28 protein-coding genes are annotated in these 23,518 nt (G+C 37.3%); 12 read left to right on the top strand and 16 right to left on the bottom strand.

Going from position 1 to position 23,518, the window contains the following annotated elements; all coding sequences use genetic code 11:
• The first annotated feature begins 1 nt into the window (after position 1).
• From HNP36_RS17505 to HNP36_RS17525, 5 genes are all read left to right on the top strand, one after another.
• On the top strand, positions 2–829 hold the full coding sequence (locus HNP36_RS17505) for a hypothetical protein (protein WP_184166269.1): 828 nt from the start codon (positions 2–4) through the stop codon (positions 827–829).
• Positions 829–1,608: a hypothetical protein gene (locus tag HNP36_RS17510; protein ID WP_184166266.1), complete on the top strand. Its 780-nt coding sequence runs from the start codon at positions 829–831 to the stop codon at positions 1,606–1,608. The genes HNP36_RS17505 and HNP36_RS17510 overlap by 1 nt, the downstream gene beginning before the upstream one ends.
• Positions 1,609–1,736: 128 nt before the next feature.
• The gene (locus HNP36_RS17515) at positions 1,737–2,912 is read left to right on the top strand and encodes an aspartate aminotransferase family protein (RefSeq protein ID WP_184166426.1); all 1,176 of its coding nucleotides are present in this window, start codon (positions 1,737–1,739) and stop codon (positions 2,910–2,912) included.
• 190 nt (positions 2,913–3,102) lie between these two features.
• Entirely contained in the window at positions 3,103–3,489 is a 387-nt protein-coding gene (locus HNP36_RS17520) for an START-like domain-containing protein (RefSeq protein ID WP_040998091.1), read from the top strand.
• 77 nt (positions 3,490–3,566) lie between these two features.
• Positions 3,567–4,376, top strand: a complete 810-nt coding sequence (locus HNP36_RS17525) for an aminotransferase class IV (RefSeq protein ID WP_184166264.1) — start codon at positions 3,567–3,569, stop codon at positions 4,374–4,376.
• An 82-nt stretch (positions 4,377–4,458) separates the two neighbouring features.
• On the opposite strand, the gene HNP36_RS17530 is transcribed toward HNP36_RS17525, so the two are convergent.
• Together HNP36_RS17530 and HNP36_RS17535 are read right to left on the bottom strand one after the other, a co-directional pair.
• On the bottom strand, positions 4,459–5,040 hold the full coding sequence (locus HNP36_RS17530; protein WP_184166261.1) for an N-acetylmuramoyl-L-alanine amidase: 582 nt from the start codon (positions 5,038–5,040) through the stop codon (positions 4,459–4,461).
• Positions 5,041–5,146: 106 nt separating this feature from the next.
• Positions 5,147–5,695: a YqgE/AlgH family protein gene (locus HNP36_RS17535; protein WP_184166242.1), complete on the bottom strand. Its 549-nt coding sequence runs from the start codon at positions 5,693–5,695 to the stop codon at positions 5,147–5,149.
• A gap of 24 nt (positions 5,696–5,719) precedes the next feature.
• Here HNP36_RS17535 and pdxH point away from each other — a divergent pair, with 24 nt between their 5' ends.
• Positions 5,720–6,361, top strand: coding sequence for a pyridoxamine 5'-phosphate oxidase (pdxH, locus tag HNP36_RS17540; protein WP_184166239.1), 642 nt, complete (start codon positions 5,720–5,722; stop codon positions 6,359–6,361).
• A gap of 283 nt (positions 6,362–6,644) precedes the next feature.
• Here the strand turns inward: pdxH and HNP36_RS17545 are convergent, their stop codons facing one another.
• Positions 6,645–6,935 carry an HU family DNA-binding protein gene (locus HNP36_RS17545; RefSeq protein WP_002976900.1) on the bottom strand — a complete coding sequence of 97 codons (291 nt, stop codon included), beginning with the start codon at positions 6,933–6,935 and terminating at the stop codon, positions 6,645–6,647.
• Positions 6,936–7,333: 398 nt separating this feature from the next.
• Between HNP36_RS17545 and panD the strand changes: the two genes are divergently transcribed.
• The 6 genes from panD to HNP36_RS17575 all read left to right on the top strand — a co-directional run bounded on the left by panD (position 7,334) and on the right by HNP36_RS17575 (position 11,980).
• On the top strand, positions 7,334–7,684 hold the full coding sequence (gene panD / locus HNP36_RS17550) for an aspartate 1-decarboxylase (RefSeq protein WP_040998077.1): 351 nt from the start codon (positions 7,334–7,336) through the stop codon (positions 7,682–7,684).
• Positions 7,685–7,687: 3 nt separating this feature from the next.
• Positions 7,688–8,716 carry a lysylphosphatidylglycerol synthase transmembrane domain-containing protein gene (locus HNP36_RS17555; RefSeq protein ID WP_184166236.1) on the top strand — a complete coding sequence of 343 codons (1,029 nt, stop codon included), beginning with the start codon at positions 7,688–7,690 and terminating at the stop codon, positions 8,714–8,716.
• Positions 8,717–8,912: 196 nt separating this feature from the next.
• Positions 8,913–9,173 (top strand): TerD family protein, encoded by a 261-nt coding sequence (locus tag HNP36_RS17560; RefSeq protein WP_228456428.1) that lies wholly within the window; start codon positions 8,913–8,915, stop codon positions 9,171–9,173.
• 181 nt (positions 9,174–9,354) lie between these two features.
• On the top strand, positions 9,355–9,891 hold the full coding sequence (locus HNP36_RS17565) for a vWA domain-containing protein (protein WP_184166233.1): 537 nt from the start codon (positions 9,355–9,357) through the stop codon (positions 9,889–9,891).
• Between the two features lie 20 nt (positions 9,892–9,911).
• The gene (locus HNP36_RS17570; RefSeq protein WP_184166230.1) at positions 9,912–10,466 is read left to right on the top strand and encodes a VWA domain-containing protein; all 555 of its coding nucleotides are present in this window, start codon (positions 9,912–9,914) and stop codon (positions 10,464–10,466) included.
• A gap of 2 nt (positions 10,467–10,468) precedes the next feature.
• Complete coding sequence (locus HNP36_RS17575; RefSeq protein WP_184166227.1) at positions 10,469–11,980, top strand: helix-hairpin-helix domain-containing protein; 1,512 nt, start codon at positions 10,469–10,471, stop codon at positions 11,978–11,980.
• 111 nt (positions 11,981–12,091) lie between these two features.
• Here HNP36_RS17575 and HNP36_RS17580 read toward each other — a convergent pair whose 3' ends face one another.
• From HNP36_RS17580 to HNP36_RS17640, 13 genes are all read right to left on the bottom strand, one after another.
• Positions 12,092–12,559 carry a GNAT family N-acetyltransferase gene (locus HNP36_RS17580; protein ID WP_184166224.1) on the bottom strand — a complete coding sequence of 156 codons (468 nt, stop codon included), beginning with the start codon at positions 12,557–12,559 and terminating at the stop codon, positions 12,092–12,094.
• 43 nt (positions 12,560–12,602) lie between these two features.
• A complete protein-coding gene (locus tag HNP36_RS17585; RefSeq protein ID WP_184166220.1) occupies positions 12,603–13,370 on the bottom strand; it encodes a hypothetical protein in 768 nt (255 codons plus the stop codon).
• Between the two features lie 14 nt (positions 13,371–13,384).
• Positions 13,385–13,894, bottom strand: a complete 510-nt coding sequence (locus tag HNP36_RS17590; protein WP_194304150.1) for a 3'-5' exoribonuclease domain-containing protein — start codon at positions 13,892–13,894, stop codon at positions 13,385–13,387.
• A gap of 12 nt (positions 13,895–13,906) precedes the next feature.
• Positions 13,907–14,449 carry a hypothetical protein gene (locus tag HNP36_RS17595; protein WP_184166215.1) on the bottom strand — a complete coding sequence of 181 codons (543 nt, stop codon included), beginning with the start codon at positions 14,447–14,449 and terminating at the stop codon, positions 13,907–13,909.
• Positions 14,450–14,506: 57 nt separating this feature from the next.
• On the bottom strand, positions 14,507–15,700 hold the full coding sequence (tyrS, locus tag HNP36_RS17600; protein ID WP_184166212.1) for a tyrosine--tRNA ligase: 1,194 nt from the start codon (positions 15,698–15,700) through the stop codon (positions 14,507–14,509).
• 492 nt (positions 15,701–16,192) lie between these two features.
• On the bottom strand, positions 16,193–16,813 hold the full coding sequence (locus HNP36_RS17605; protein ID WP_184166209.1) for a TetR/AcrR family transcriptional regulator: 621 nt from the start codon (positions 16,811–16,813) through the stop codon (positions 16,193–16,195).
• A 193-nt stretch (positions 16,814–17,006) separates the two neighbouring features.
• On the bottom strand, positions 17,007–17,738 hold the full coding sequence (locus HNP36_RS17610; RefSeq protein WP_184166206.1) for a hypothetical protein: 732 nt from the start codon (positions 17,736–17,738) through the stop codon (positions 17,007–17,009).
• 27 nt (positions 17,739–17,765) lie between these two features.
• Positions 17,766–18,386: a hypothetical protein gene (locus HNP36_RS17615; protein WP_184166203.1), complete on the bottom strand. Its 621-nt coding sequence runs from the start codon at positions 18,384–18,386 to the stop codon at positions 17,766–17,768.
• 140 nt (positions 18,387–18,526) lie between these two features.
• Positions 18,527–19,771, bottom strand: a complete 1,245-nt coding sequence (locus tag HNP36_RS17620; protein ID WP_184166200.1) for a hypothetical protein — start codon at positions 19,769–19,771, stop codon at positions 18,527–18,529.
• A gap of 103 nt (positions 19,772–19,874) precedes the next feature.
• On the bottom strand, positions 19,875–20,501 hold the full coding sequence (locus tag HNP36_RS17625) for a hypothetical protein (protein ID WP_184166198.1): 627 nt from the start codon (positions 20,499–20,501) through the stop codon (positions 19,875–19,877).
• Between the two features lie 51 nt (positions 20,502–20,552).
• Entirely contained in the window at positions 20,553–21,716 is a 1,164-nt protein-coding gene (locus HNP36_RS17630; RefSeq protein ID WP_184166196.1) for a lactonase family protein, read from the bottom strand.
• Between the two features lie 2 nt (positions 21,717–21,718).
• A complete protein-coding gene (locus tag HNP36_RS17635; protein ID WP_184166193.1) occupies positions 21,719–22,519 on the bottom strand; it encodes a DUF4919 domain-containing protein in 801 nt (266 codons plus the stop codon).
• A 309-nt stretch (positions 22,520–22,828) separates the two neighbouring features.
• On the bottom strand, positions 22,829–23,488 hold the full coding sequence (locus tag HNP36_RS17640) for an NAD(P)H-dependent oxidoreductase (protein WP_184166189.1): 660 nt from the start codon (positions 23,486–23,488) through the stop codon (positions 22,829–22,831).
• Between the last annotated feature and the right edge of the window lie 30 nt (positions 23,489–23,518).

A 23,518-nucleotide genomic window follows, 5' to 3' on the forward strand; every position in this document is an offset into this window, starting at 1 on the left:
GATGAAAAAGCTAGTATTAATTGTAGTGCTTTTATTTCAATACGGTTTAAACGCACAGGTAGTAATTGGAGACAATATTGTCAGTAATACAAACATAGTGAAGGTTAAAGACGGTACAAGAGGAGTAATACTTCCATATTCCAATACTTATACTACTTTCCCAAAATATGATGTTGCATCTACAGATCTCTTTAGTGATTATCCTAACCTGGTAGGTGGTCTTATTTACAGTAAGGCCGATGATCAGTATTATAAATACGATGGTTTTGCCTGGAACCCGGCAAGACAGATACAGGGAATTTTTCAGCCTAAAGGCTCAAGATTGGGAATTTCATCAGGAATTACAATACCCTGTTTAGCTTTTGGTCTTGGGATATGCCTTTCCTTAGGCTCTCCGGTTTATCTTGCACCAGATAATAAAAGCCAGGTCCTTGTTGATAACCTGCTTCTGAAAAATGCAAGTTCAGTAACGATAAAGCAGAATGGAATGTATGACATAGCAGCAGCCTTGGGTTTCACAGGGGGAAGTGTAGGAGCCCAGATAGGAATCACGGAATTTAAATTAACCCTGCAGGCTAAATACACATCATCTTCGGACTGGGAGACTATCGTTACCAAGACCAACTATTCCATTGTGTTTATCATTGATACCCAGGGCAGTAAAACATCCAGTTTTGCTCAAACAGTATCCCTGCCTGCCGGTGCAGAACTGAGAGTTGTTCCTACTATAACAACAATAGGAGGTTCAGGAGGATCTTTGGCTGCCTATGGAACAGATACCAGTTCTATCAACTCATATATTGGAGCACGTTTAATTAAAGCCTATTAATGATGAAAAAATATATTTTCTGCCTGTTTTTGTTTTCATTAAGCATTTACAGCGCACAGGTCAATTTTACAAATATACCCAACCCTGATTCCAATGCTAACGGGAATGATCAGGTAATGATGTATATAACAAATACAAATGAAGCAACCGGGGTGAAAGGTTTCGGCCTGCCTGCCGTTGAAACAGCAGCAGATTTGCCTTACACCGGAGTAAATGCTCCTTCAACAAGGATAGAGGAACTGAGAGGGATGCTCCTGTTCGTAAAAAGTACAGGTCAGGTAATGGTATTCGATGGACTTGTCTGGAGCAAAGCCTTTGAAATTGAATCTGATAATATTTCCAGATTCACAATAAACCCTGTCAGTACAACTTCCGGTTCTGTAATGCTCCCTATCAATTCTTCAATTGATAAGCCTAACTTTTTAGCAGATCCCTTAAAGCTTAAAACAAATGCTGCAACAACAGGAGCAGATCTGAACAGGCTTTATATTCGCCAGACAGGCTTGTACAGAATTAATGTAAACCTGAATTTTACAGGTGCTGCAGGAGCGTTTAGCAGCAGATTAGGGGCCAGCTTGTATGTCAATGATGCTAAGAGGTTCCAGCTCCTGGAAAATACGGTGAATTTTGACGGTACCATCAGAAAAATCAGTTTAGACTTTTCAGTATATGCAGTGCAGGGGCAGTATATTACTTTAGAGGCGATCTCCGAAGTTGGAGGGACAACAGCTTATAATGTAATTAGCAACAGCTTTGTAACAGTTGAAAAAGTATTGTAAAACAACATTCTGTTTTAATATTAATATTACCCTTGGATTTCTGAGGGTAATTTTTTTATTCAGGGCTGATAATTTCTGCATGTGCTGAATCTTTTTTAGCTTTGCTGAAAATTTTTGCAACAATGGAAATGCACAAAGACTTTTTTATATATCAGGCACAGACCACAAAATTTGCAGCAGGTTTTGAAGTTGAAAAAGCGGAAGGAAGCTATATCTACGGAACAGATGGAAAAAAATACCTTGATTTCGTAGCAGGTGTTTCTGCCAATACTTTGGGGCATTCGCATCCTAAAGTTGTGGAAGCCATCAAAGAACAGGCAGACAAATATCTGCATGTAATGGTATACGGAGAATATGCACAGGAAAAGCCGGTAGCATTATGCAAACTTCTGGCAGAAGCAACCCCTGATCCTCTGGAAATTACCTATCTGGTAAACAGCGGTGCAGAAGCTATCGACGGGAGCCTTAAACTGGCTAAACGGTATACAGGAAGAGAAGAAATTATTTCCTTCAAAAATTCATATCACGGGAATACACACGGTGCACTGAGCGTATCCGGTAACGAAACCCATAAAAGAGAATTCCGTCCACTGTTACCAATGATAAGCTTTATAGAATTCAACAGTGAAAATGATCTTGATAAAATTACAGATAAAACAGCCTGCGTCATCCTGGAAACCATTCAGGGAGCAGCAGGATTTCTAGTTCCTGAAAAAGATTATCTGATTAAACTTAAAAAAAGATGTGAAGAAGTAGGGGCGCTTCTTATTCTTGATGAAATTCAGCCGGGTTTTGGAAGAACCGGTAAATTATTCTCTTTTGAGCATTTCGGAATTGTCCCTGATATTCTTGTAATGGGCAAAGGAATGGGAGGCGGAGTTCCGGTTGGCGCTTTTATGAGTTCCAGTGAAATTATGGAAACCCTGTCACACTCTCCAAAATTAGGGCATATTACAACATTCGGAGGAAACCCTCTTATTGCAGCCGCCAGTTATGCCACTTTGAAAGAAGTTCTGGAAAGCGGTCTCATGAATGAAACTGCTGAAAAAGAAAGACTGTTCAGAGAACTTCTTGTACATCCTAAAATCAAAAATATTAACGGAAAAGGCCTGATGCTTGCCGTTAACCTCGGAACACCCGAATACACCCTTGAAACGGCTAAAAAATGCATGGAAAAAGGGCTTATTGTCTTCTGGCAGCTCTACAGAAATGAATACATGAGAATTTCACCGCCACTTACAATTTCTATGGAAGAAATCAGACAGGGATGTCAAATCATACTGGATGTTTTAAACGGAAAATAAACAGTACAATCTCTCCGGAAACGGAGAGATTTTTTATGGATCGCACGGCAGTTTCAGGTCTGAAAATGATATTCAATATATATTTAAAATCCGTGATAAATATCATGAAGATTCTTTAAAAAAATAACTGCTTTTTAGTGTAATAAAAAAATTAATTTATATATTGCGGGACGATAAAAACAAAGATTATATGGCGAAACATAAAGTCCATTACGAATTTCCAATGCATTGTTTATCAGAGATTTTATATGAATATCTGGCGACGGCAGAGGGATTATCTGAATGGTTTGCGGATGAGGTAACAGAGAAAGGCGATGATTTCTTTTTTAGCTGGGGCGGAGGGCCTGCTGAAAAGGCCACTTTGATTAGATATAAGCCTGAAGGTTTCGTACGTTTTAGATGGGAGGAAGATGAAGGAACTAAGAACTTCTTTGAGATGACAATCACAATAGATGATATTACAGAAGATCTGGCTCTGAACATAACGGATTTCTGTGAAGAAGGTGATGAACAGGAGAATGCATTGTATTGGGAAAACCTTATAGAAAACCTTAGAATAAAATTAGGTGCGGCTTAAGCCGGACACTAGTAAATGGTAAAACTGATGAACGATTTATCGTTCATTATTTTTTTATAAATAAATCACTTCAAAAATTGGAAAATCAATATTTTACATCAGACGGATTAAATGTAAAGAACAGAGCCTTCCTTTTGGGAGACGCAGTAAAAGTTTCTTTCTTTGTGAGAAACGGAGGACTCATCATGGATGAAGAATGCTATTTCTTTTTAATGGCCTCCATGAGAAAGATGAGAATGAACATTCCGCTTACCTATACCCTGGAATTTTTCCAGACTCTTTTTCATAAAGATGTTATTGACGGAAGAGGAATAAAAAACGGAATCATTAATTTTCAGGTTTTCAGGAATAATGATGCGGTGACAGTTTCAAAATCTTCAGTATCCTATTTTTATGAAGTAACAGAGCTGGAAGATGTTCTTTCAGTTCACCACAGACCTCTGGAAGTAGACCTTACCAAGGAAATCAATGTGAACAATAATCTGTTGAGCAATATCAGGGTTCATTGTGCAGAAAATATTTATGGCGGTATCTATGCGGAAGAAAATGATCTGGATGATGTTATTCTGCTTAATCCAAATAAAAGAATTGCACGCACCACTTCCGGGAATCTTTTATTTCTGGAAGGAAATGTGATCAAAATTCCGAAACAGTCCGAAGGAGCATACATCTCTCCTTTAATGGAAAATTTTGTTACCTTTTTACATAAAAATAACCTTGCAGATATTCAGGAACACGAAATTATTGCTTTTGAATCACAGAAAGCCGAAGAGATTTTAATGATCTCCGACGAAAAAGGCATATTTTCTGTAGGTAAAATAAGAAATAAAACTTTTGAAAGCTCCCGTTTTAAAGAAATGGTGGAAAGCTGGAAAAATAGTTTTTAAAATTGACAAACCCGGTAAACAACAAAGTACCCAAGTCCTTTACCGGGTTTTATTCTGAGTAAATCAGAAATTGTTTCTTTATTTAGTATTCACGGATAATTTCTGTGAATTTTTGAGCGATTTCTTTCTGCCCGTTTTCGCTGGTAATATATTCCCTGTCCCTGGTATTATTTATAAAACCAAGTTCTACCAATACTGCGGGAGCTTTTGTTTCCCTCAGCATATAAAGATTTTTTTCTTCAATCTTACGGACATCAAATTTTTTGGAAATTTTTTCAGCAAGCTTTTTGGAATTGTCAGTATTCTGAATGTAAACTTCAGTTCCCTGTTTGGGAGTTTCCTTTTGAGGACTGTTATTTACATGAAGAGAAATAACAAATTCCGGATTCAGCTTGTTGATCAGGGCTGCTCTTTCACCAAGAGTAGGGTATGTATCAGAATCTCTCGTTAAAACCACCTCATACTGATCCTGGTTTTCATTGAACTTCCGGATCTCTTTGGCAATATTTATGGTAATCTCTTTTTCAACGTACTTTTCGAAGACAGTTCCCATATCATTTCCGCCGTGTCCGGCATCTATAACAATAATTTTTTTATTGACGGGAGCAAAAGATAAAAATGAAGCAGAAAACGCTGATAAAGCAAGTAGTTTGATTCCTTTCATTTCAATGATTTTTGGTTTTTCAAATAACGGGAATTCTTTCTTTAAAATTGGTTAACGTAATCTTAAAATTTGTTAATCTTTTTAAATCTATCAGTTGGGAATTCAGTTAGTTAAGAGAAATGTCCTCAGGTGAGTTGGCCCAGAGAAGATATTCCCCGCCCAGATTCTGCATAATCGACTTCCAAAGCGTCTGGTCGTTGGGAAGAGTATAATCCAGATTATAGATATCCACCACGGTCCACATTTTCCTTTGTACTTCATCATCCAGCTGTGCAGCAGACCATCCGGAGTATCCTGAAAAGATTTTCACATCATCAATACTCAGTTCCTTATTAAGAACAGCGCTGATGATACTTTCAATATCCTCTGTAATATAAAAGTCCTTGCTGATTTCAGAATAAACTTCAGTTACCTTCTTCTTTTTAACGATAAAAAAGACCTTATCATTTTCAACAGGTCCGCCGTCATAGACCTCTATTTTGAAGTCAAAAAAATTTTTGAACTTATTACTCATCTGGCTGTTTTTCTTGTTCAATATCAAACCAAATGCACCGCTTTCGTTATGCTCAACGATCAGCACCACCGATCTCGAAAAAATATCGCCGGAAATGTCAGGTGTGGAAATTAATATTTTACCTTTGTATGAGTAATTCATACTCAAATTTAATAAAAAATATTTATGGAAAACCTGCACAATAAAAGAAAAGTGTATGAGAAATCCCAACTTATTGAAAGTGAGATAAAACAAAATCCGATTGAACAGTTCAGAGACTGGTTTTTGGATGCCAGTGAAAGCCCGGCAGTCTCTGAAGCCAATGCTATGGCGGTTTCCACAGTAGAAGAAGACGGATGTCCGAGGACAAGAATGGTGCTGCTTAAAGAATATACCTATGAAGGATTTATTTTTTATACCAATTACAACAGCAGAAAAGGAAAGGCAATAAATAGCAATCATAAAGCCTGTCTGCATTTTTTCTGGCCCAACCTTGAGAGGCAAATAATCATTAAAGCCAATCTTGAAAAAATCGCTGAAAACCTTAGTGACGGGTATTTCCATTCCAGACCTAAAGGAAGTCAGCTGGGAGCTGTTGTTTCGCCCCAGAGCCAGGTGATTCCGGATAGAGAATTTCTGGAAAAAAAATTAAAAGAACTGGAAAAAGAATACGAAAACAGCGAAGTGCCAAGACCTGTCAACTGGGGTGGATACATTGCCAAACCTTACGAAATTGAATTCTGGCAGGGAAGACCAAACCGCCTCCACGACAGAATTATCTATCAGCTTGAAGATCTGGACTGGAAAATTTCACGACTGGCACCATAAAGGATCAAAGGCTGGATTGATTGTAGATGAAATAAATTTTTATGATTTCTATTATAATTATAAAAGATTCTAATCTGAACCTGTTATTTACAAATCATTTAAAATTCAATAGGAGCGGGCTTTAGCTCGCTTTTTAATTGCCACGCAGTACAACGGCTTTAGCCAAAACCATCATTGGTATTTATGCGGGGGTCAATATCTCTGGTGCTGAGACTCCTGACGAATACCACACAAAAAAGGCCGCTTCCTGAGAAACGGCCTGTGAGTTTTTTAATCTGAATGATTATTTTTTCTTAGCACCAGAAACTGCATTGGATAAATCAGCTCCTGCCTTGAATTTAGCAACTTTTTTAGCAGCAATTTTGATTGGTTTTTTAGTTGCAGGGTTGATCCCTTGTCTGGCAGCTCTCTCAGCTACTGAGAAAGTTCCGAATCCTACTAAAGAAACTTTTCCGTCTTTTTTCTTTAGGGTAGTAGTTACATTACCAATGAATGATTCTAGAGCAGCTTTTGCTGCAACTTTAGTGATTCCTGCATCTTTTGCGATTGCGTCGATTAATTCAGACTTGTTCATAATTTTTAATATTAAGTTAGTTCGTAATTATAGCAAATATAATACTATTTTCTAATTGTGCAATTATTTTATTAAAAGTTGTAAAATATTTTTGCTTTTTGATGAAAACAGTTAAAATATGATAATTTGATTTTTTACTAAAAATCTACGTTAGCGCTCACTAAAATCGTGCCAAATGCTTATGAGTATTGACTTTAGCAAAAAAAGAATATTATTTCCTGTATTTATTAAATCCTAAATTACGTATAAAGTATTAATATTTTTAACGATATGTTTGCTGATTTTATAAACAATGTCTTGAAAACTTGTGTAATGCAAAATTAAATAGCTGGGTTTGTGGGACTTTTAAAATGATTTCAAAAGTCCGATTTATTAATTTTTATTAATAAATTTGCAGAATGTTAATAGAAGTTTTCAAGTCTAAGATCCACAGGGTACGGGTTACAGCCTCGGACCTTAATTATATTGGGAGTATAACGATTGATGAAGATCTTATAGAAGCTGCCGGTCTGGTAGTGGGAGAAAGGGTCTATATCGTCAACGTAAATAATGGAGAGCGTTTTGATACCTACGTTATCAAAGGAAAAAGAAAATCCGGGGAGGTATGCCTGAACGGGCCTGCTGCAAGGAAGGTACAGAAAGATGATATCATCATTATCATTGCCTATGCACAGATGACACCTGAAGAAGCAAAAGTATTCCAGCCGAAAATCGTTTTTCCTGATGAAAAGACCAATCTTCTAACCTGATCCATGGAGAAAAAAACAAAGAGTCCTTTAAAATCAATACTTACAATAGTAATATCGCTTGCTTTTGCAGGCTTTTTTTTATGGCTTGCCTTAAAAGGACTTGATTTTAAAGTGATCAGGGCATCTCTGGCAAAAGCAAATTATGCATGGGTATTATTTGCTTCTGTTTTTGGGATTCTCGCTTACTGGTTCAGGGCTGTACGCTGGAATCTGATGCTCGAACCCATGGGACACAGGATTTCTAATTCAAACTCGCTTTGGTCCATATCTTTCGGGTACCTGATGAATCTTACCATTCCTAGAAGTGGTGAAGTGGCAAGGGCTACCGCTTTATATGGAGTGGAAAAAGTACCGGTGGATCAGTCTTTCGGAACCATTATTCTTGAAAGAGTGGTGGATCTTATCTGTATGCTGGGCTTTTTAGGGCTTACACTTTTATTCAAATACGAAGCTATCCTGTCCTTTTATGAAAATTCAGGATTTAATATTAACCCCAATAAAATACTGTTAATTCTTCTGATACCCGTGGTAGGAACTGTTCTGTTCTTTGTTTTCAAAAAGAAACTGGCAGATGTTCCGTTCCTGGGAAAGATTGTAAGCTTTATTGATGGGATCTTCCAGGGATTAACAACTATCTTTAAATTAAAAGAAAAAGGGAAGTTCATCCTTTATACTGTAGGAATATGGGTTTGTTACTATTTTGCAGCTTATCTCGTATGTTTTGCTCTTCCTGAAACCTCTAATTTTACTATTGCTGACGGCTTTTTCATCATTGTTGTCGGCACTTTGGGGATGATTATTCCTGCCAGTGGTGGGATTGGAGCATTTAACCTGGCAATGAAATACGGTTTTATGGCTTTGTTTATCTCAATGGGGAAAAGCGCTGATTTAGGTGGTGAAATGGGGCTTACCTATTCATTTATTTCACTTCCGTTACAAATCACTATTATGCTGGTGATGGGACTTATTTCTATCCCGATGCTTGCAAAGGCAAGAGAAAAAGCAGTTTCTGATAAGGAGTTTGAAAACTAATTCAATACTAAACTCTAAGAAAATAAATACAGGTCCGGTTTTAGCCGGACTTTTTTGTGCTGTAACCGGAAAAGCCAATCAAAAATATAAACCGTGTATTCCTTTCCTTATCACTTTCTTTTTATATGTTAAAACCCTCATAAAATCAAATATTTATTTTGTTAACCGTGTGTCAGTCATTTAGAAAATATTGTTTTTGGTTACCATTTATCAGGGAAAACAGAATAACCAGCATTTTGGAATGATAGAAAATGCCTTTATCAGAGCAGTAGATGCCAAAGGAAAAGAAATTACAAAATACAGCCTTTCAGGAGATGCAAGCATGAACGGAAAATGTGCCATGGTTTTTGCCGAAGCATACCGTCACAATGGCGACTGGAAGTTCCGTGCTATAGGAGAACCTCATCATACAGATAACTTTATTGAGATCCTGAAACAGTACGCGTACAGCAATTAAACCTGAATTTTATCAAACTTAAAAGCCGGCAGGGAAGTTTTCAACTTCCGCTGCCGGCTTCAGAATTCATATTATCTTACCTTGAGCAGGAGACTTTTAGCATACTTTTTACTGGATACTTCCGGTTCCATGAACGGGGCCCATCCAGGCACTTAATAATGGATTTAACGGACTGATAAGCATGCTCCGTGCTGATCCCCAGGCAATGGACAACCTTCATCTCAGCGTGATCACCTTTGACCGTAAAGTTAGAAACATCATTCCGCTGACTGATCTGGCCAGCTTTTATCCTATGGAGATTACCTGTCCGGACAGTGGCCCTACCCATACCGGTGCGGCTTTGGAAATGGTTTCGGAGCTGGTAAAAAAAGAACTGATCAGAGGTTCTTCGGATGGAAAAGATGACTGGAAACCGCTACTGTTTATATTTACAGACGGAAAACCATCAGATATCCAGAAATACAGACAGATGATCCCTGTAATCAGAGGCCTGGAATTCGGGGCTATTGTAGGCTGTGCCGCAGGGCCGAAAGCAGATGAACAGTTTTTGAAGGAGCTTACAGATCATGTGGTAAAGCTGGACACTACCGATGCCATTACACTTTCCTCATTTTTCAAATGGGTAAGCTCATCCATTACGATGGGAGGAAAATCACAGGGAACGGGAGAAAGCGCACCATTGCCGCCACCGCCTTCCGAGCTTAATATTATTATCTAAATCACTTGTCTTTATAAATCATGAGAAGACTGCCTATTTATTTTTTAGTCGATGTTTCCGAATCTATGGTTGGAGAGCCTATTGAGCAGGTTCAGGAAGGCATCGCCAATATCATCAGGGAATTAAAAAAAGACCCTTATTCACTTGAAACAGTTTACATTTCCATTATAGGTTTCGCAGGTGAGGCTGAGGTTATTACCCCGATGCAGGATATTATCAGTTTTTATCCTCCGAAAATTCCTATCGGAAGCGGAACATCGTTGTCTCAGGGACTGATTAAAGTAATGGATTGTATAGACCGGGATATCGTAAAAACAACCTATGAAAGAAAAGGCGACTGGAAACCTATTGTTTTTCTTTTTACAGACGGAGTTCCTACCGATGATGCCACAAAAGCTATAGAAAGGTGGAATAATAAATATCATGGGAAATCCAATACCATAGCCGGAAATAATAATGACCGCACAAAAGTAGATTTTATGAACGATACCGACATCGATCAGCAGCTTCTTACTTGGACAGATTTCTGGAGCCGCGGAAATCATGACGACAGAACATTGGCTATAATTTATTAAACATGAAAAAGACCGTTAAAGTTATTTCCATTCTGGATCATACAAAATCTTATGAGTATGTTGATGAAAGCCCAATCCGTGGCGGGGTAAAAGACGTCTACTTTTCGCCTGAAAGGGAATATGTGGTTGCCTTTTACAGGAATCCTCTGGATGAAGGACAGAAAGAGCGTATTATGAGAATTGTTTCCACTTATCTGGAAAATATTAAAAACGGAAATTCATCAGATTACTTTCTGAACGAAATATTCAGATGGCCGTATGATATTGTAGAAAAAAATAAGCTGACGGGTATTGTAGTTCCCATTTATCATGATAAATTCTCTTTTGCCAAAGGATATATCGGATCGGATAATATCCAGGGACAGGACAAAGTAGGAAAATGGTTCACGGCACCGATGTTCAGAAACCAACAATATCCTTTAAGGCTGGATCATTCCGAGCTTGGGGATTGGCTGAGTTATTTCCAGATTACCATTAATATCAGCAGGGGAGTAAAAAAACTTCATCAGATGGGGCTGGCACATTCCGATCTTTCCTATAACAATATCCTGATAGATCCCGTTACGAAATCTGCCTGTATTATTGACATAGACGGATTGGTTGTTCCAAAATTATTCCCTCCCGAAGTTATCGGGACCGCTGATTTTATTGCCCCTGAAGTCTTAAAGACCAAGCACTTGGGTATGCAGGACCCCGGAAGACATCTGCCCAATCAGAAAACCGATCTTCACGCATTGGCAGTCCTCATCTATATGTACCTGTTCCGCAGGCACCCTTTAAGAGGAGGAAAGATCTGGGATCTTGATTCTGAAAAGGATGAGATTATTTCTATGGGAGAAAAAGCCCTGTTTATAGAACATTCTGCCGATTCCAATAATCAGGTGAAACCCGACCATCTGAGGAAATGGGACGCGTTCTGGGGCGATCCGCAGAAAATTCCTTTTACCGCAGCCGGACCTTACCTCTCCGAATTGTTTAAAAAAGCTTTTATAGATGGGCTTCATGACCCGATCAGACGTCCTACAGCCAATGAATGGGAAACTGCATTACTCAAAACCGCCGATCTGATACAGCCATGCCACAACCCGGAATGTACGGAAAAATGGTATGTATTCGACAATAGCAGCAACCCGAAATGTCCTTTCTGTGGTACACCGCATCAGGGAACGCTTCCGGTTCTGGATCTGTATTTTAAGTTTGATGATGAAGTATGGAAGCCTGAAAACCACAGGCTGATGGTGTATAACAACCAATATTTATTCAAATGGCATGTTTCCAGAAAAGTGATCAGAAATGAAAATCTTACGATGCAGGATAAAATGCAGGTAGGTTATTTTACCTTTCATCATGGAAAATGGGTGTTTGTTAATCAAAGCCTGACTTCTATGAAAGATGTTACGGAGCAGAAAGAAATTCCGCCGGGATCTATGGTTGAACTGACGGATGGAAAGAAAATACTTTTGTCTGCGGAAGAAGGTGGAAGACTGGTATTGGTAACGATGGCGAATCAGTAAACTGTATTTTGAACCACCCCGTCAAAAATTCGTTGAATTTTTGCCACCCCTCCAAGGGAGGGGAATTTAGGTATCAAGTAATTATTGTTTTTTTTAACAATCATGAAATATTTATCTACTGAAGGGGCTGAGGCTCTCGAAGCCACCCTGAAATTCCATAAAAAAGGAATGCTCATCCTCGTTTACTGTTTTAAAACCTAAGCTTGTATATAAATGTTGGGCTTTATTTGTTTTTAATACACTTAATGATACTGTTTTTTCTTCTGCGGAAGATTCTGTGAGAATATTGCCCAAAATCTTTTTTCCAAGGCCTTTTCCCTGCTGGCCGGGATCAATCTGAAGCTGAAGAACTTCTGTTTTATGACCGGTTCTGCTGATCTTCAATAATCCTACAGGTTCATTGTTTAAAAGAATGATGTTGGCTTTGTCGAACTGGTAAAGAATCCTCTGAAGCGTAGCCTCTCTGTCTGTTGGAAGATGGGAAGCTGAATAATGAGGATTCATCGTTTTTGTTCTCAGGTCAAGAAGATAGTCGATATCATTTTCTGTGGCTTTCCTGTAGGTGATGGCAGTATTCATAAGATATTTGTGAAGTTCAGTTTAAAAGCAGGTTGTATCAGAATCATGAATCTAAGATAACAATTCTTGGGTTTTTATTGAGGTCAATAAGAGATTTCATTTCCAGGGACTTCAGGAAAAAATCGTATGCGTAATAAACTGTCTGCGCCTCAGGCCCGCTGTCGTCTGTAGAAATGATGTCCTTCAGATAAATAAATTCATTTTCAACTTCTTCGGATAAAAGGGAGTTGTTGATATTTTCAGCTTTTATTTCATCAATAACCTTTTTTTCATTTTCCGTGAAATCATGACCATATTCGTTTAATTTTTCGGACAATATTTTTTCTGTTAAAAGGATCATATAATCATTAAAACAAAGAAAATCCTTTGAATCTATATTGATTCCGCCATCCACATCTCTCATTTCTTCTATCGGGAAATATTGAGTATAATTTCCATACTGGAACATGTAACTGGTACATACCGTTGAGGTGGGAAGCTCATAAAGCAGCAAGATCCCGTAATGCTTACAGAGGTCAAGAAAGTGATTTTCTCTTACTGAATAGCTTTCTCTTTCAAATGCAGAATGTATTTCATCGCTCAGGAAAAGATTGATCTCAAACAGTTCATCAGCAGTGATCATATTGATATCACTTTTAACAGTTCCCAATATCTTATCAAAGCTGATTTCATAGCCGGATAGGTCTTTTTTCCTGTTTTTCAGATATTCTCTGAAGGTACCGGTGTGAAATATCCTGTGCTGAAGATCCTTATAAAGATAGGCGGAGGCCTTTTCCTTATCAAACCTATAAATCTCGGTGTTTCTTCCCATGAGTTTTCCCTGAATTATTTCAAAACAATTTTAAGCCCCATCTCTTTTTTCATATGCAGCAGAACTTCTGCATTTCCCCTTGCATCATCTACGGGATTGTGTGTATGCTCCGTTTTACGGAGATGTTTCCACTGTGCAAACGTATCTTTTTCAAGACCGCAGTACAGGTCAGACAACCTTCTTGAAGAATATCCGAAAGGATTTTTTCCGGTAAAATGATGGAAGTACCAGCAGATGAACATCCAGTCGAAACCATTATTATCACTGATAAAAATAGGTCTTCCTTTTGAATTTTCTTTAATCCACTGCTCAAAAGCCGGCATGACTTCTTCAGGATCATCAAAACTCATCGTTTCTTCCCTGCTGAAGCCTGAAACAGCCAGTGCATCGGGATTAAACTGCTCTGAAACAGGTTTCAGTTTTCCGTAAAAAGTAGTATCCAGTTCCTCATTTACAAGGACTGCTCCAAAACAGATCATTGAAAAATCTCCGGGAATCGGGCCATCCGATTCAATATCGACCATGAAATAACTCACTTAATCAAATTTTATGTTTCTGCTGTTCATGTATTCTTCATCAACCTCTTCTCTTTCCAAACGGTCAGGATATATAGAGATTTTTATGAATTTATTTTCGGAACTGTCTGCAACGAACAGTTCACTGCCATTTAATTTTACTTTTTTGCTGAAGCCTTTCGTAATGATTTCTTCTGCCTTTAGGGTATCAACATTGAACACAAAAAGCCTTTGCCCGTGTTTGTCCTGATATTGAGTAATAAGAAAATTTTCAAAAAACTGTAAATGTCCTCCCGATGAGGGCTGTCCCATTGTATTAATAGGAGGCCGCCAATTGATGATTATGTCTCTGTTTATTTTTATTCTTATCAGTTCATTTCCCGCTTCGTTGCTCTGCCACCATGCAAAAACACCCTGATTGTTGCTTGCTGTACTGTATCTGTATATTTCAATTTCAGCACCGAAAGCATCTTTCCAGAAAATCCGGTCTTCCTCAATTGTAAAATCAGGAACCGTGAGATAGAGCTCTTCTTCTATGATGCTGAAAATTTCTTCTGTGGTCATTACTTTTTTCTTTAATAAGACGAATATATTGAAAATTATTCTCGCAAATCTGAAGTTTTATACAAGTTCGAAAAAACTTCTTTTCCCGATTTTTATTTTCGTCTCAGCCAATAGCTCAATCTCTTCATCAGGATTCATTATTTTTATGGTATTGATCTGAATTCCTCCGTTTTGGATAAGCCTTCGTACCGCCGATTTGCTGAGGTCGTTTCTGAGTTGGCTGCAAAGCTCTGTCAGCGTTATTCTTTCATTCTGAAACAGATTTAAGGCAACAGGTTCATAGGCTTTTTCTTCCATGTTTTTACTTTGAAACTGGCTGCTGAAAAATTTCTCTGCAAGTTCCGCTGCGGTTTCATTATGGTATTGAGCAATAATATTTTTGGCAATGAGCTTTTTGATGTTCATTGGATTTTCACCGTTTTCCAGTTTTAATTTTAAAGCTGCCTTTTCCTCAATTAAAAAATCAGAAGCAAGATCAATAAATTCTTCAATCAGGCTATCCGGAATCGACATGGTTTTGCCGAACATTTCATTGGGTTCATCAGTAAGTCCGATGGTATTGTTAAGCGATTTACTCATTTTTTCCTTACCGTCAAGGCCCTTCAGCAGAGGCATACACATTACGGTTTGAGCCGTCATTTGATGAACTTCCTGCAACTGTCTTCCCATTGTACAGTTGAAAAGCTGATCCGTTCCGCCCATTTCAATATCGCATTCAATCTGTACGGAATCAAAGCCCTGAAGAATAGGGTAAACAAGCTCGTGCATTGCGATGGGAGTATTTTCTGTAAACCTTTTGCTGAAATCGTTTCTGTGCATCAGCTGTGCAACGGTGACTTTCGATAAAAGCCCGATAACTTCCGGGAAACTAAGCAGGTCCAGCCAATCTGAATTAAAGACAATTCTGGTTTTCTCTACATCAATAACTTTCGAAAGCTGGTTAATGTAAGTCTGTGAATTATGCTCTACTTCTTCAAAACTTAACGGTTTTCGTGCTTTATTTTTTCCTGTGGGATCACCGATCCTTGCCGTAAAGCTTCCTACTACAATAACAATCTGATGGCCCAGATCCTGAAACTGTTTCAGTTTTTTAAGAACTACAGCATGACCTATATGGAGATCCGGAGCTGTAGGATCAAACCCCAGTTTTATAATTAGTTTCCTGTTTTCCTCTTCAGCCAGTTTCAGTTTCTGTTCCAGACCGTTTTCCGGAAGAATGATGGCTGCATTTTCTTTTAATGTACTGATCATGTTTATTTGATTTTAAAATAAAAAAGCCCGGACAATATTGCCCGGGCTCTATATGATATATAAGATTATTCTCGTTAGATAACAGATATAGAAAGTCTTCCCGAACGATTCGCCGGGGAGTAATACTCACTGAAAAAAGGAAGACGTAATATGCTGTTCAAATGTTTCATTAGTAATGTAAAGGTAGAAAAAATCTGGTATTGTTCCAATATTTAAGCCACTAAAATCCGCTGTAAAGTTCCATATCAGTTAAGATTTATCAAAAAAAATTACTGTTCTCAACAGTTTATTAATCTTAATGGCTTAAAATAAAGGTTTCAAAACAATTTTACTTAGCGCTCTTGCAGCCAATACCATGCCATACATCTTCTCAGAAATCAATTAAAGGTTAAAAACAGGCTGTGAATAAGTGTTCCCAATCTGCTCTTTCCATATCTCAACCTCTGTGGGAAATGATTTGTGCTAAGTCCATAATTGTTTCTGATGAATCTATTAACCGATGTATTTTTCTTCGTACAGTTTCTGCTGTTCAGCAGTAAGTAGCGGATAGAAAAGGTTCATCTGTATCAGGGCGTAATATTCTACGGCTTTATCTTTTTCAAATTTAAAAGCGAGGCTGTTATGAATAATCCAGTTGTCTGCGATAATAAATATTTGAGTGGTAAGGCCTCTAAGGATAAAATCAGGGATATCGTCTCTGAAAATATTGTTTTTCTGAAAGCCTTTGAAGATCATCTGAAATTCGTCTTTTCTGCTCTCGTTGATAGATTCGTACTGGGATTCTATGGCCGGAATATGTTTTAGAATATCAAAGAAATTCATGAAAATAAAACGGAAAGAATAAAAAACTTCATATGTGGAAAAAGTAAAGTAGTAGAGGTCTTCCAGTGTTTTGTTTTCTGTTTTGTGTAAATTATTCAGGATAACGTCCATTTTAAGAACCAATTCAGAAAAAAGGATCTTGATAATATCTTCGGAATGCTTGAAATGATAGTGCAGATTTCCCGGACTCATATTAAGTTCAGCTGCAATGTGTCTTGTTGTGATATTGTTGTAGCCGTTTTCATTGAAAAGCTCCATTGCTTTTTCCAATATTTTGTCCTTTGTTTTCATTGTTCAAATATAAGTGAGTTTGAACCATATTTCAAAATTAGAACATTTGTTCTAATTTTAGTATATTTGCTTTTTAAAGCTATCAGGATGGAAGGAAAGAAAATGTTCAACTACGAAAACACTGAAAACAAAGACTCCATATGTATCGGCTTATCTGGCAGGAGGTATGCTTTATTATTTTTTTAAGCCTGTGTTATTGAACTTTTTCAAAAGTGATGGTATTTAATACGTTTCTATAGGTTGTATATTCAATGATAAGCCGGTTGTTCCGGACAGAATATTTAAATGATAGAATCATATCTCCCGAACTGAATTCTATTTTATCTTTTTCTGCGGTGTATCCAAAAGTAATAACCCCGTTTTTACAGCGAAATGAAAACTTATTATAACCAAAATTCACAGACTGGATTTCATCGGTTGGAATTTCTCCTATTCTTCTGTTTTCAGGCAAGCTTGTATAGATTGTATCTTCCGGGTATTTTGATGCAGAAATGGTTCCGGAACTTATGGCTTTCCAGTTTCCAATCAGTTTTTTTCGCTCTGTTTCGGTTTTTTCTGCTATAGATACAGCCGTTTTCATATCATACATCTGGAAGGATTCTTTGTAAAAGCTTCCATAATAGCCTCTGCCTTTTATAACAATTTTATTGGAATCAATAACTTTAATCTGGAATAATTCCTTATCCCGGTCATATAATTTTAATCCTTTTAAACTTAGATTTTTGTTAAGCAAGTATTGTTTTCCCCAAACAGTAGTACGTGCTGCATGGCCATTGTCAAAATATAAAAACTCCCGCCAATGATCATTTTGCTCAGTGATTAATGAATCCGAAAGCCATTCACCATTGAAGAATCCGGGATCATAATCTTTGCTGCATGAGATCAGGAGAAATCCTGAACAGATCAGGATAATTCCGGGTTTCATTTTTTGCAGAAGAATAATCAGAATCATCTAATGATCGAGTTGTATGATAGATCCCTTGTAAAACTTAGTTAAGTCATACAATTCTCCGAAATAATGCTGCAGATCAAGATTATTATCCGGACCTGGCCCTTTCATACGGAACTGATCTTCTGCAAGTTCATATAAAGAAGGATGATCTGCCTTTAAATAATGGGGAAGTGTTGAGGAGTTTCCTTTTTGCTTTAGGGCAATATCTGAGAAGAAAAGTCCGAAAACAAGGAATTGGTTGAAATTTTGAGAATCCATCATAAAATCCAGATCCTGTTTGGAATAATTTTCATAATCTGTAAGCAGTTCCTGAAATGTTTTTACATTCTGTTCCTTAGGTATTTCATAAAAAAGATCAAGACCATGGATAAAAAGCTGGGTTTTGGCTTCTTCACGGTCTGAAGGATAAATACTGCTGAACCAGGTAAAAATACCTGAAAGCTCTTCTTTGGTAAGGTTTTCTACAGAATCTTTTACTTTATTTTTAATGATTTCAAGGCTTACTCTGGCATCGGCCTGAAGAAAATTCAAGATGTTTTCCTCTTCGCGGCAAAGTTTATTGTACAAATTGATTTTTGCAATATTTGGATTGGTCTTGATGAAATAAAGTTCTTCTGCCATTGCTTCTATACCACCTGATCTTTTCCAAAATGGTAATTAAAGATACAAAATATGTTGCGACTAAAATTAAAAATGTTATGCAGCGGATTATTAATCATTTTTTGTTTACGAATGCTTCTGTCGCTAACTACGGCTGGGTTTTATCCGTAATATGTAATTTCATAAGATCTGAACCATTTCCGGTTTCCTTTCTCTGATGCATCCTCATAATAGATCAGGTTGCCATTTGAATCAAAAATATGGGTGAATTTTTGCCCATGTTCATTTTCCTGGATTTCAATTCTGTTTCCATTTTCATAAGAAATGTTGGTTACGCTTTTACTGTCACCGGTTGTTATCTTTTTGATGATCCTGTTTTCACTGTCAAATTCATAGGCATACCTGTAACTTCCACCGAAATCATGGTTCTTTTCAGTTTCGTAATAACTGTGCGCAATTAGAAGCCCCTCATCATTATATTGGCTGGCACTGGATTTTACCCTTGTGAGCTCTTTTTCATTAAAATACGGCCAATACATATATTGTTCATTGGAAATTTCACGGCCGGCATGATCATATTGTACATCCGTAAATTCATCAAAAAAATCAACAGGCGGATATCCGGAGAGTTCCTTGCCATCCATATCATACCTGAACTCGCTAAGGAATTTTTTAATATCATCAATGTGAGCAAAGGTATTATCCAGAGGGAAAACTGAACTTTCAGGCAGGTCATTGTGATCAATTTTTTTCAGATCTTTCACTGTAATCCGTGTGGCTCTTTCTGTATTATAGGTTTCGGGATGGTCTATAGAATCATTACCTGCTTCATATCTTGAAAATTTAAAACTTTGTAAAATTCTGCTCTTTTCATCCAGAATCATATACCTCAATTTGACTAATCTTTTTTCTGCATCAAATGATTTTCTTGTTATTGTATTTTCATGATAAAAATATTTAACAGTATAAATTGTATCGCCGTGATCTGAAAAAGATATTTCCTCAACAGCCTGATTATTCCCGTTAAATTGTTTTTGAAAAAGAATAACTTCATCTTTAGAAAAGCGTATCCGTTTTCCTGTTGAATTATATTCGATGGATGTTTTGCCAATTTCTTTCTTTTCTAACAGGTTGTGTTCAAGATCATAATATTCCGTTCTGTTCCTGTTTCCCGATGAATCAGAATAGTGGAGCAGAATCATTTCAGGAGTATTTTCTCCCAACCGGTGAACTTCTCTCACTTGCATGCCGTCTTTCTCATACCTTTTTTCTATACTGCTCAGAATCCCCTTTTTATATAGTTTTATTTCTGAAATTTCCCCTTCAGGTAAGTACAGGCTTTCCCTCAGAATAATTCCTGAGATGTATTCCTTTACAGATTTTACCTTTCCGTGAAACTTATCCATTGTTTTGAATTTTAGCATAATTAAAGAATGAAATATACAGAAACCTGGCTGCCCATACAATTCTGTATGCTCAGAGTTTTTAATCGAAAGAGTTTAGTAAAGCTTATCCCGGATCAGGTTTTTCAAATTTTCTGATCCATTCTTCCGGTTTTAGTATTTCAGAGTAATTGTCAGTTTCCAGTTGAGTTAAATACTGATATATTTCTTCGGTGACAAAAAGCAGGATGCTGGGAAACCTGCCGATAATGTAGCATTTTTCAGGGGATTTTATTTTAGACAGTTCCCGGTTTATTATTTCAGTAAAGCTGAACAAGAGTAATTCATCCTGCAGATATGGGTATTCTATTGTATGCGTTAACCCATTAATACTTACTATCAGGCTGTTGAGCTCACTTTTTTCATCATGCTTTATAGGATCATCAAACGCAATGGAAAGTCCTATGACTTGTAAAAAATCAATAAAATCAATTTTATTGCCGGACCCTGCACTTATACAAAATTCTTCCCATTTATCATCTCTGCCTCTTTGATCGATGTCTAAAGTACTTTTGTCAATATTGTGATCTGCTAAAAAGCTCCTTTTGTCATGTGCGAAAGTGAACTTATTGATTAATTTATTCAACCCTGTCCGGTTGGAAGAATACAGTTGTATGGCTTTTTCAAATTCGTTTTTTTCATCAGGAGTATTGTACTTAAAATAGCCGATATGGTTTAATAGGTCTATGAGCATGTTTTTCTGTTAGTACATCAAGTTACACATTTTCCGATATATAAACACTTGCTAATACTTTCTGATTTTCACGCTGGAAACCCCAAACATTTTTGTTCTTCTTCCCACCTTTTTTAATAAGCCTGTTTCAGGATTACGTCTGAATACAAATGCATCTCCACTGGCTGCGTTGGCTGCAATTAAGAATTTTCCTGTTTCATCCATATCAAAAACCCTTAACTGTTTACCAAAAGTAGGCTGATAACCGATATTTTTTAATGTTCCATCTTCCAGGACCGAGAAAATGGCAATATTATTTTCGTATCCCCGGTTGGATGCATACAGAAATTTACCATCCGGAGAGATATGGATATCAGAGCTTTCAAAATCCTCTTTGTATCTGTCGGTATGAGTGGCAATTCTCTGAATGCTTTCCAGACTGGAATTTGCATACAGGTAAGCATCAATTGTTCCTGATAGCTCATTAATGCAGTAGGCAAATTTTCCATTGGGATGAAAGGTTAAATGTCTTGGTCCGCTTCCTGAAACGGATGATATATAAGGTTGTTGTGCCGCTTGCAGAGGTTCCGTTTTATCACTGTCGAATGTATAAGACCTGATTTTATCTGCCCCGAGATCAGGTAAAAACAGCTGTTTGAAATCAGGAGAAAAAACAGCAGCATGAACGTGTGATCTATCCTGTCTTTGTTTATTGATGCTTCCTTCCGAAAACTGAAAATTCTGTACATATGGCTGTATAGTTCCGTTTTCAGATACCGGATATACCGAGACACTGCCTTCGGTATAATTGGCATTAACCAGCCATTTACCGTTTTTATGTGCCATTACATAAACCGGGTTTTCGCCACCGCTTTTCTGACTGTTTATAAAGGTCAGTTTTCCATCTTCGGGATTGAACGCAAAGCTGCTTACGCTTCCTGCATTGGGAGTTTTACTTTCTGTACAGGCAAAAACATATTGGGCATCCGGAGATAACGTGAGAAATGAAGGGTTTAAAATTCCTTTTACAGAGGTTACCTTGGATAGTTTTCCCTTGATGGTATCCAGTTGATACACATACAGCCCTTCAGTTGCTTTATCACGGTTAAATGAGCCAAAAAACACATACGTTTTCTGGGAATATAAATGAATGGAGGTTACAAGCAGGATGATGAGGGATAATGTGCTTTTCAATTTTAGGAATGGTTTTTTAAGCTGTTTTATTTGATTGGTCATTTTTACTGTTCTATTTTGTAATCTTCGGGACTTAAAGACGGCAGCCAGTGCGTCATATCTGAAAAGCGCATGATGTGGAAGCAGTCGTAGCCTCCCAGAAGTTTTTTCTCGGTGGTCAGGATTAGCCTTACCTTTTTGGGAAAACAGTCGAATTTTGCTTCATAAATGGATAATCCTTCAAAAAAATTATTAAGAATATATGGACTTTTACGGCTTCCGTCCCCATATTTCAGTACAGATTTAATGATTTTGACCATCATTGAAAAATGAAGGCCGGACAAATTATTATCTCCAAGACGTTTGTATGCATAAGACATTTCCTTGTGGGCGGTTATATTGTTGGGACTTTGGATAAGTATCTTTTTAGCTGTTTCTATAGCTTCGCTGTACTGTTTGTCTTCATTAAACTTATATGCTTTACCTGCCAAACTATCCAGATATGCCGGATTGATTGTACCGGTCTGGATTTTATATCTGGTGAGGCTTATCATTTGCTCTGCAGATACCAGGGTATCCAGTTTTGCGATCTGGGCCTCAATGTTCTTGAAGTAATAAACGGAATTTTTATCAGTTGATTCACTTAAAGAAACTTTGAATTGGGGAATAATATTTTGTGCCTCCTCATTTTCAGTGTTATTACTTCTTTTGATTTGAGAGACTTCTATGGGTTTAACTGTACTTTTTGTATTTCCGGCATTATAATTCTGAACTTCTTCAGGAGTTGGAGGTAACGGTGGAGCTTGTCCAAAACTGAAATTGAATAGAAGGAGAATAAGAAAAGTAAGGGAGTAGTTTTTTGTCATTCTTTATAAATTATATAGCGATGCAACTTTAAAATTAAGCAATTCCGTTCCTGGATTTGTCTTTTAGGGTTTTAAAGCTTTTTTATCAGGTTGTCTTTACTGCCTCATGAGTTTGCAGAGCTGCCAAATATAATACTTCAATTTGGTTTATAACATATTCACCGATCTGAAATTCATTAAAAATTTCAACCAAATATTCTTTATAAAAAGAAAATAGAGAGAAGCTTTAATTTCTTACTTTCAGTTATTAAAACATCTCTGCTAAAATTGTAAGAAAGCTCAGTTGATAACTTCTCCCTGTGATGTAATCTATCCTAGTTTTTCTACGGTTTCTTTTTCGAGATTGGTTAACCTTTCAGACCAATTTTGTAGTGCGGTTTCCCTTTCGTCATCGGTAAGCCGTTCCACAGAATAAATGATTTCCGGCTGTAAAACGGTAAAACCCAGAAATTCAAGGATTCCACGGTGTATCGGAAATAAAATTGAGTGTATCTCACCGTATCTGTCTTCGACATAATTTTTTTCAGGACCGCCGGTTGTTACAGAAAGCATTGCTGTTTTTCCTGCTGAAAATCCATTGCTGAAAATTTTACCGTTGTCGTAGAGTTTTCCCATTGTAAAAACTTTATCAATCCAGCCTTTTAAAATGGCCGGAACCGAAAACCAGTACAGCGGAAACTGCCAGATCATTATTTCGCACCATTCAATCTTTTCCTGTTCAGCAACAATATCCGGCATCAATGTAGCGTGCTGTAAAGCAAATAGCTCTTCATCCTGCTGCTTGAAATAATCCGGATTTTTCAGCCGGGTGAAATTTTGTTTTCCGCTTACCGGGTGATAATTTTCTTTGTATAAATTGGTAGTTTTAACTTCGTGGCCCTCTTTTTCCAACGTTCTGACAGCGGTATTAAACATTGCTGCGTTGAAGCTTTTTTCTTCCGGATGGGCAAGGATAATAAGTATTTTCATTTTCTTAAATTTGTACTATAATAAATTGAG

The sequence above is a fragment of the Chryseobacterium shigense genome (assembly GCF_014207845.1).
GTDB lineage: Bacteria > Bacteroidota > Bacteroidia > Flavobacteriales > Weeksellaceae > Chryseobacterium > Chryseobacterium shigense_A.

Excerpts from the sequence above, each read along its gene's own strand:
- HNP36_RS17505 (WP_184166269.1), top strand. The coding sequence starts at position 2 with ATGAAAAAGCTAGTATTAATTGTAGTGCTTTTATTTCAATACGGTTTA.
- HNP36_RS17510 (WP_184166266.1), top strand. The coding sequence starts at position 829 with ATGATGAAAAAATATATTTTCTGCCTGTTTTTGTTTTCATTAAGCATT.
- HNP36_RS17515 (WP_184166426.1), top strand. The coding sequence starts at position 1,737 with ATGCACAAAGACTTTTTTATATATCAGGCACAGACCACAAAATTTGCA.
- HNP36_RS17520 (WP_040998091.1), top strand. The coding sequence starts at position 3,103 with ATGGCGAAACATAAAGTCCATTACGAATTTCCAATGCATTGTTTATCA.
- HNP36_RS17530 (WP_184166261.1), bottom strand. The coding sequence starts at position 5,040 with ATGAAAGGAATCAAACTACTTGCTTTATCAGCGTTTTCTGCTTCATTT.
- HNP36_RS17535 (WP_184166242.1), bottom strand. The coding sequence starts at position 5,695 with ATGAATTACTCATACAAAGGTAAAATATTAATTTCCACACCTGACATT.
- pdxH (WP_184166239.1), top strand. The coding sequence starts at position 5,720 with ATGGAAAACCTGCACAATAAAAGAAAAGTGTATGAGAAATCCCAACTT.
- HNP36_RS17545 (WP_002976900.1), bottom strand. The coding sequence starts at position 6,935 with ATGAACAAGTCTGAATTAATCGACGCAATCGCAAAAGATGCAGGAATC.
- panD (WP_040998077.1), top strand. The coding sequence starts at position 7,334 with ATGTTAATAGAAGTTTTCAAGTCTAAGATCCACAGGGTACGGGTTACA.
- HNP36_RS17555 (WP_184166236.1), top strand. The coding sequence starts at position 7,688 with ATGGAGAAAAAAACAAAGAGTCCTTTAAAATCAATACTTACAATAGTA.
- HNP36_RS17565 (WP_184166233.1), top strand. The coding sequence starts at position 9,355 with ATGCTCCGTGCTGATCCCCAGGCAATGGACAACCTTCATCTCAGCGTG.
- HNP36_RS17570 (WP_184166230.1), top strand. The coding sequence starts at position 9,912 with ATGAGAAGACTGCCTATTTATTTTTTAGTCGATGTTTCCGAATCTATG.
- HNP36_RS17575 (WP_184166227.1), top strand. The coding sequence starts at position 10,469 with ATGAAAAAGACCGTTAAAGTTATTTCCATTCTGGATCATACAAAATCT.
- HNP36_RS17580 (WP_184166224.1), bottom strand. The coding sequence starts at position 12,559 with ATGAATACTGCCATCACCTACAGGAAAGCCACAGAAAATGATATCGAC.
- HNP36_RS17585 (WP_184166220.1), bottom strand. The coding sequence starts at position 13,370 with ATGGGAAGAAACACCGAGATTTATAGGTTTGATAAGGAAAAGGCCTCC.
- HNP36_RS17590 (WP_194304150.1), bottom strand. The coding sequence starts at position 13,894 with ATGGTCGATATTGAATCGGATGGCCCGATTCCCGGAGATTTTTCAATG.
- HNP36_RS17595 (WP_184166215.1), bottom strand. The coding sequence starts at position 14,449 with ATGACCACAGAAGAAATTTTCAGCATCATAGAAGAAGAGCTCTATCTC.
- tyrS (WP_184166212.1), bottom strand. The coding sequence starts at position 15,700 with ATGATCAGTACATTAAAAGAAAATGCAGCCATCATTCTTCCGGAAAAC.
- HNP36_RS17605 (WP_184166209.1), bottom strand. The coding sequence starts at position 16,813 with ATGAAAACAAAGGACAAAATATTGGAAAAAGCAATGGAGCTTTTCAAT.
- HNP36_RS17610 (WP_184166206.1), bottom strand. The coding sequence starts at position 17,738 with ATGAAACCCGGAATTATCCTGATCTGTTCAGGATTTCTCCTGATCTCA.
- HNP36_RS17615 (WP_184166203.1), bottom strand. The coding sequence starts at position 18,386 with ATGGCAGAAGAACTTTATTTCATCAAGACCAATCCAAATATTGCAAAA.
- HNP36_RS17620 (WP_184166200.1), bottom strand. The coding sequence starts at position 19,771 with ATGGATAAGTTTCACGGAAAGGTAAAATCTGTAAAGGAATACATCTCA.
- HNP36_RS17625 (WP_184166198.1), bottom strand. The coding sequence starts at position 20,501 with ATGCTCATAGACCTATTAAACCATATCGGCTATTTTAAGTACAATACT.
- HNP36_RS17630 (WP_184166196.1), bottom strand. The coding sequence starts at position 21,716 with ATGACCAATCAAATAAAACAGCTTAAAAAACCATTCCTAAAATTGAAA.
- HNP36_RS17635 (WP_184166193.1), bottom strand. The coding sequence starts at position 22,519 with ATGACAAAAAACTACTCCCTTACTTTTCTTATTCTCCTTCTATTCAAT.
- HNP36_RS17640 (WP_184166189.1), bottom strand. The coding sequence starts at position 23,488 with ATGAAAATACTTATTATCCTTGCCCATCCGGAAGAAAAAAGCTTCAAC.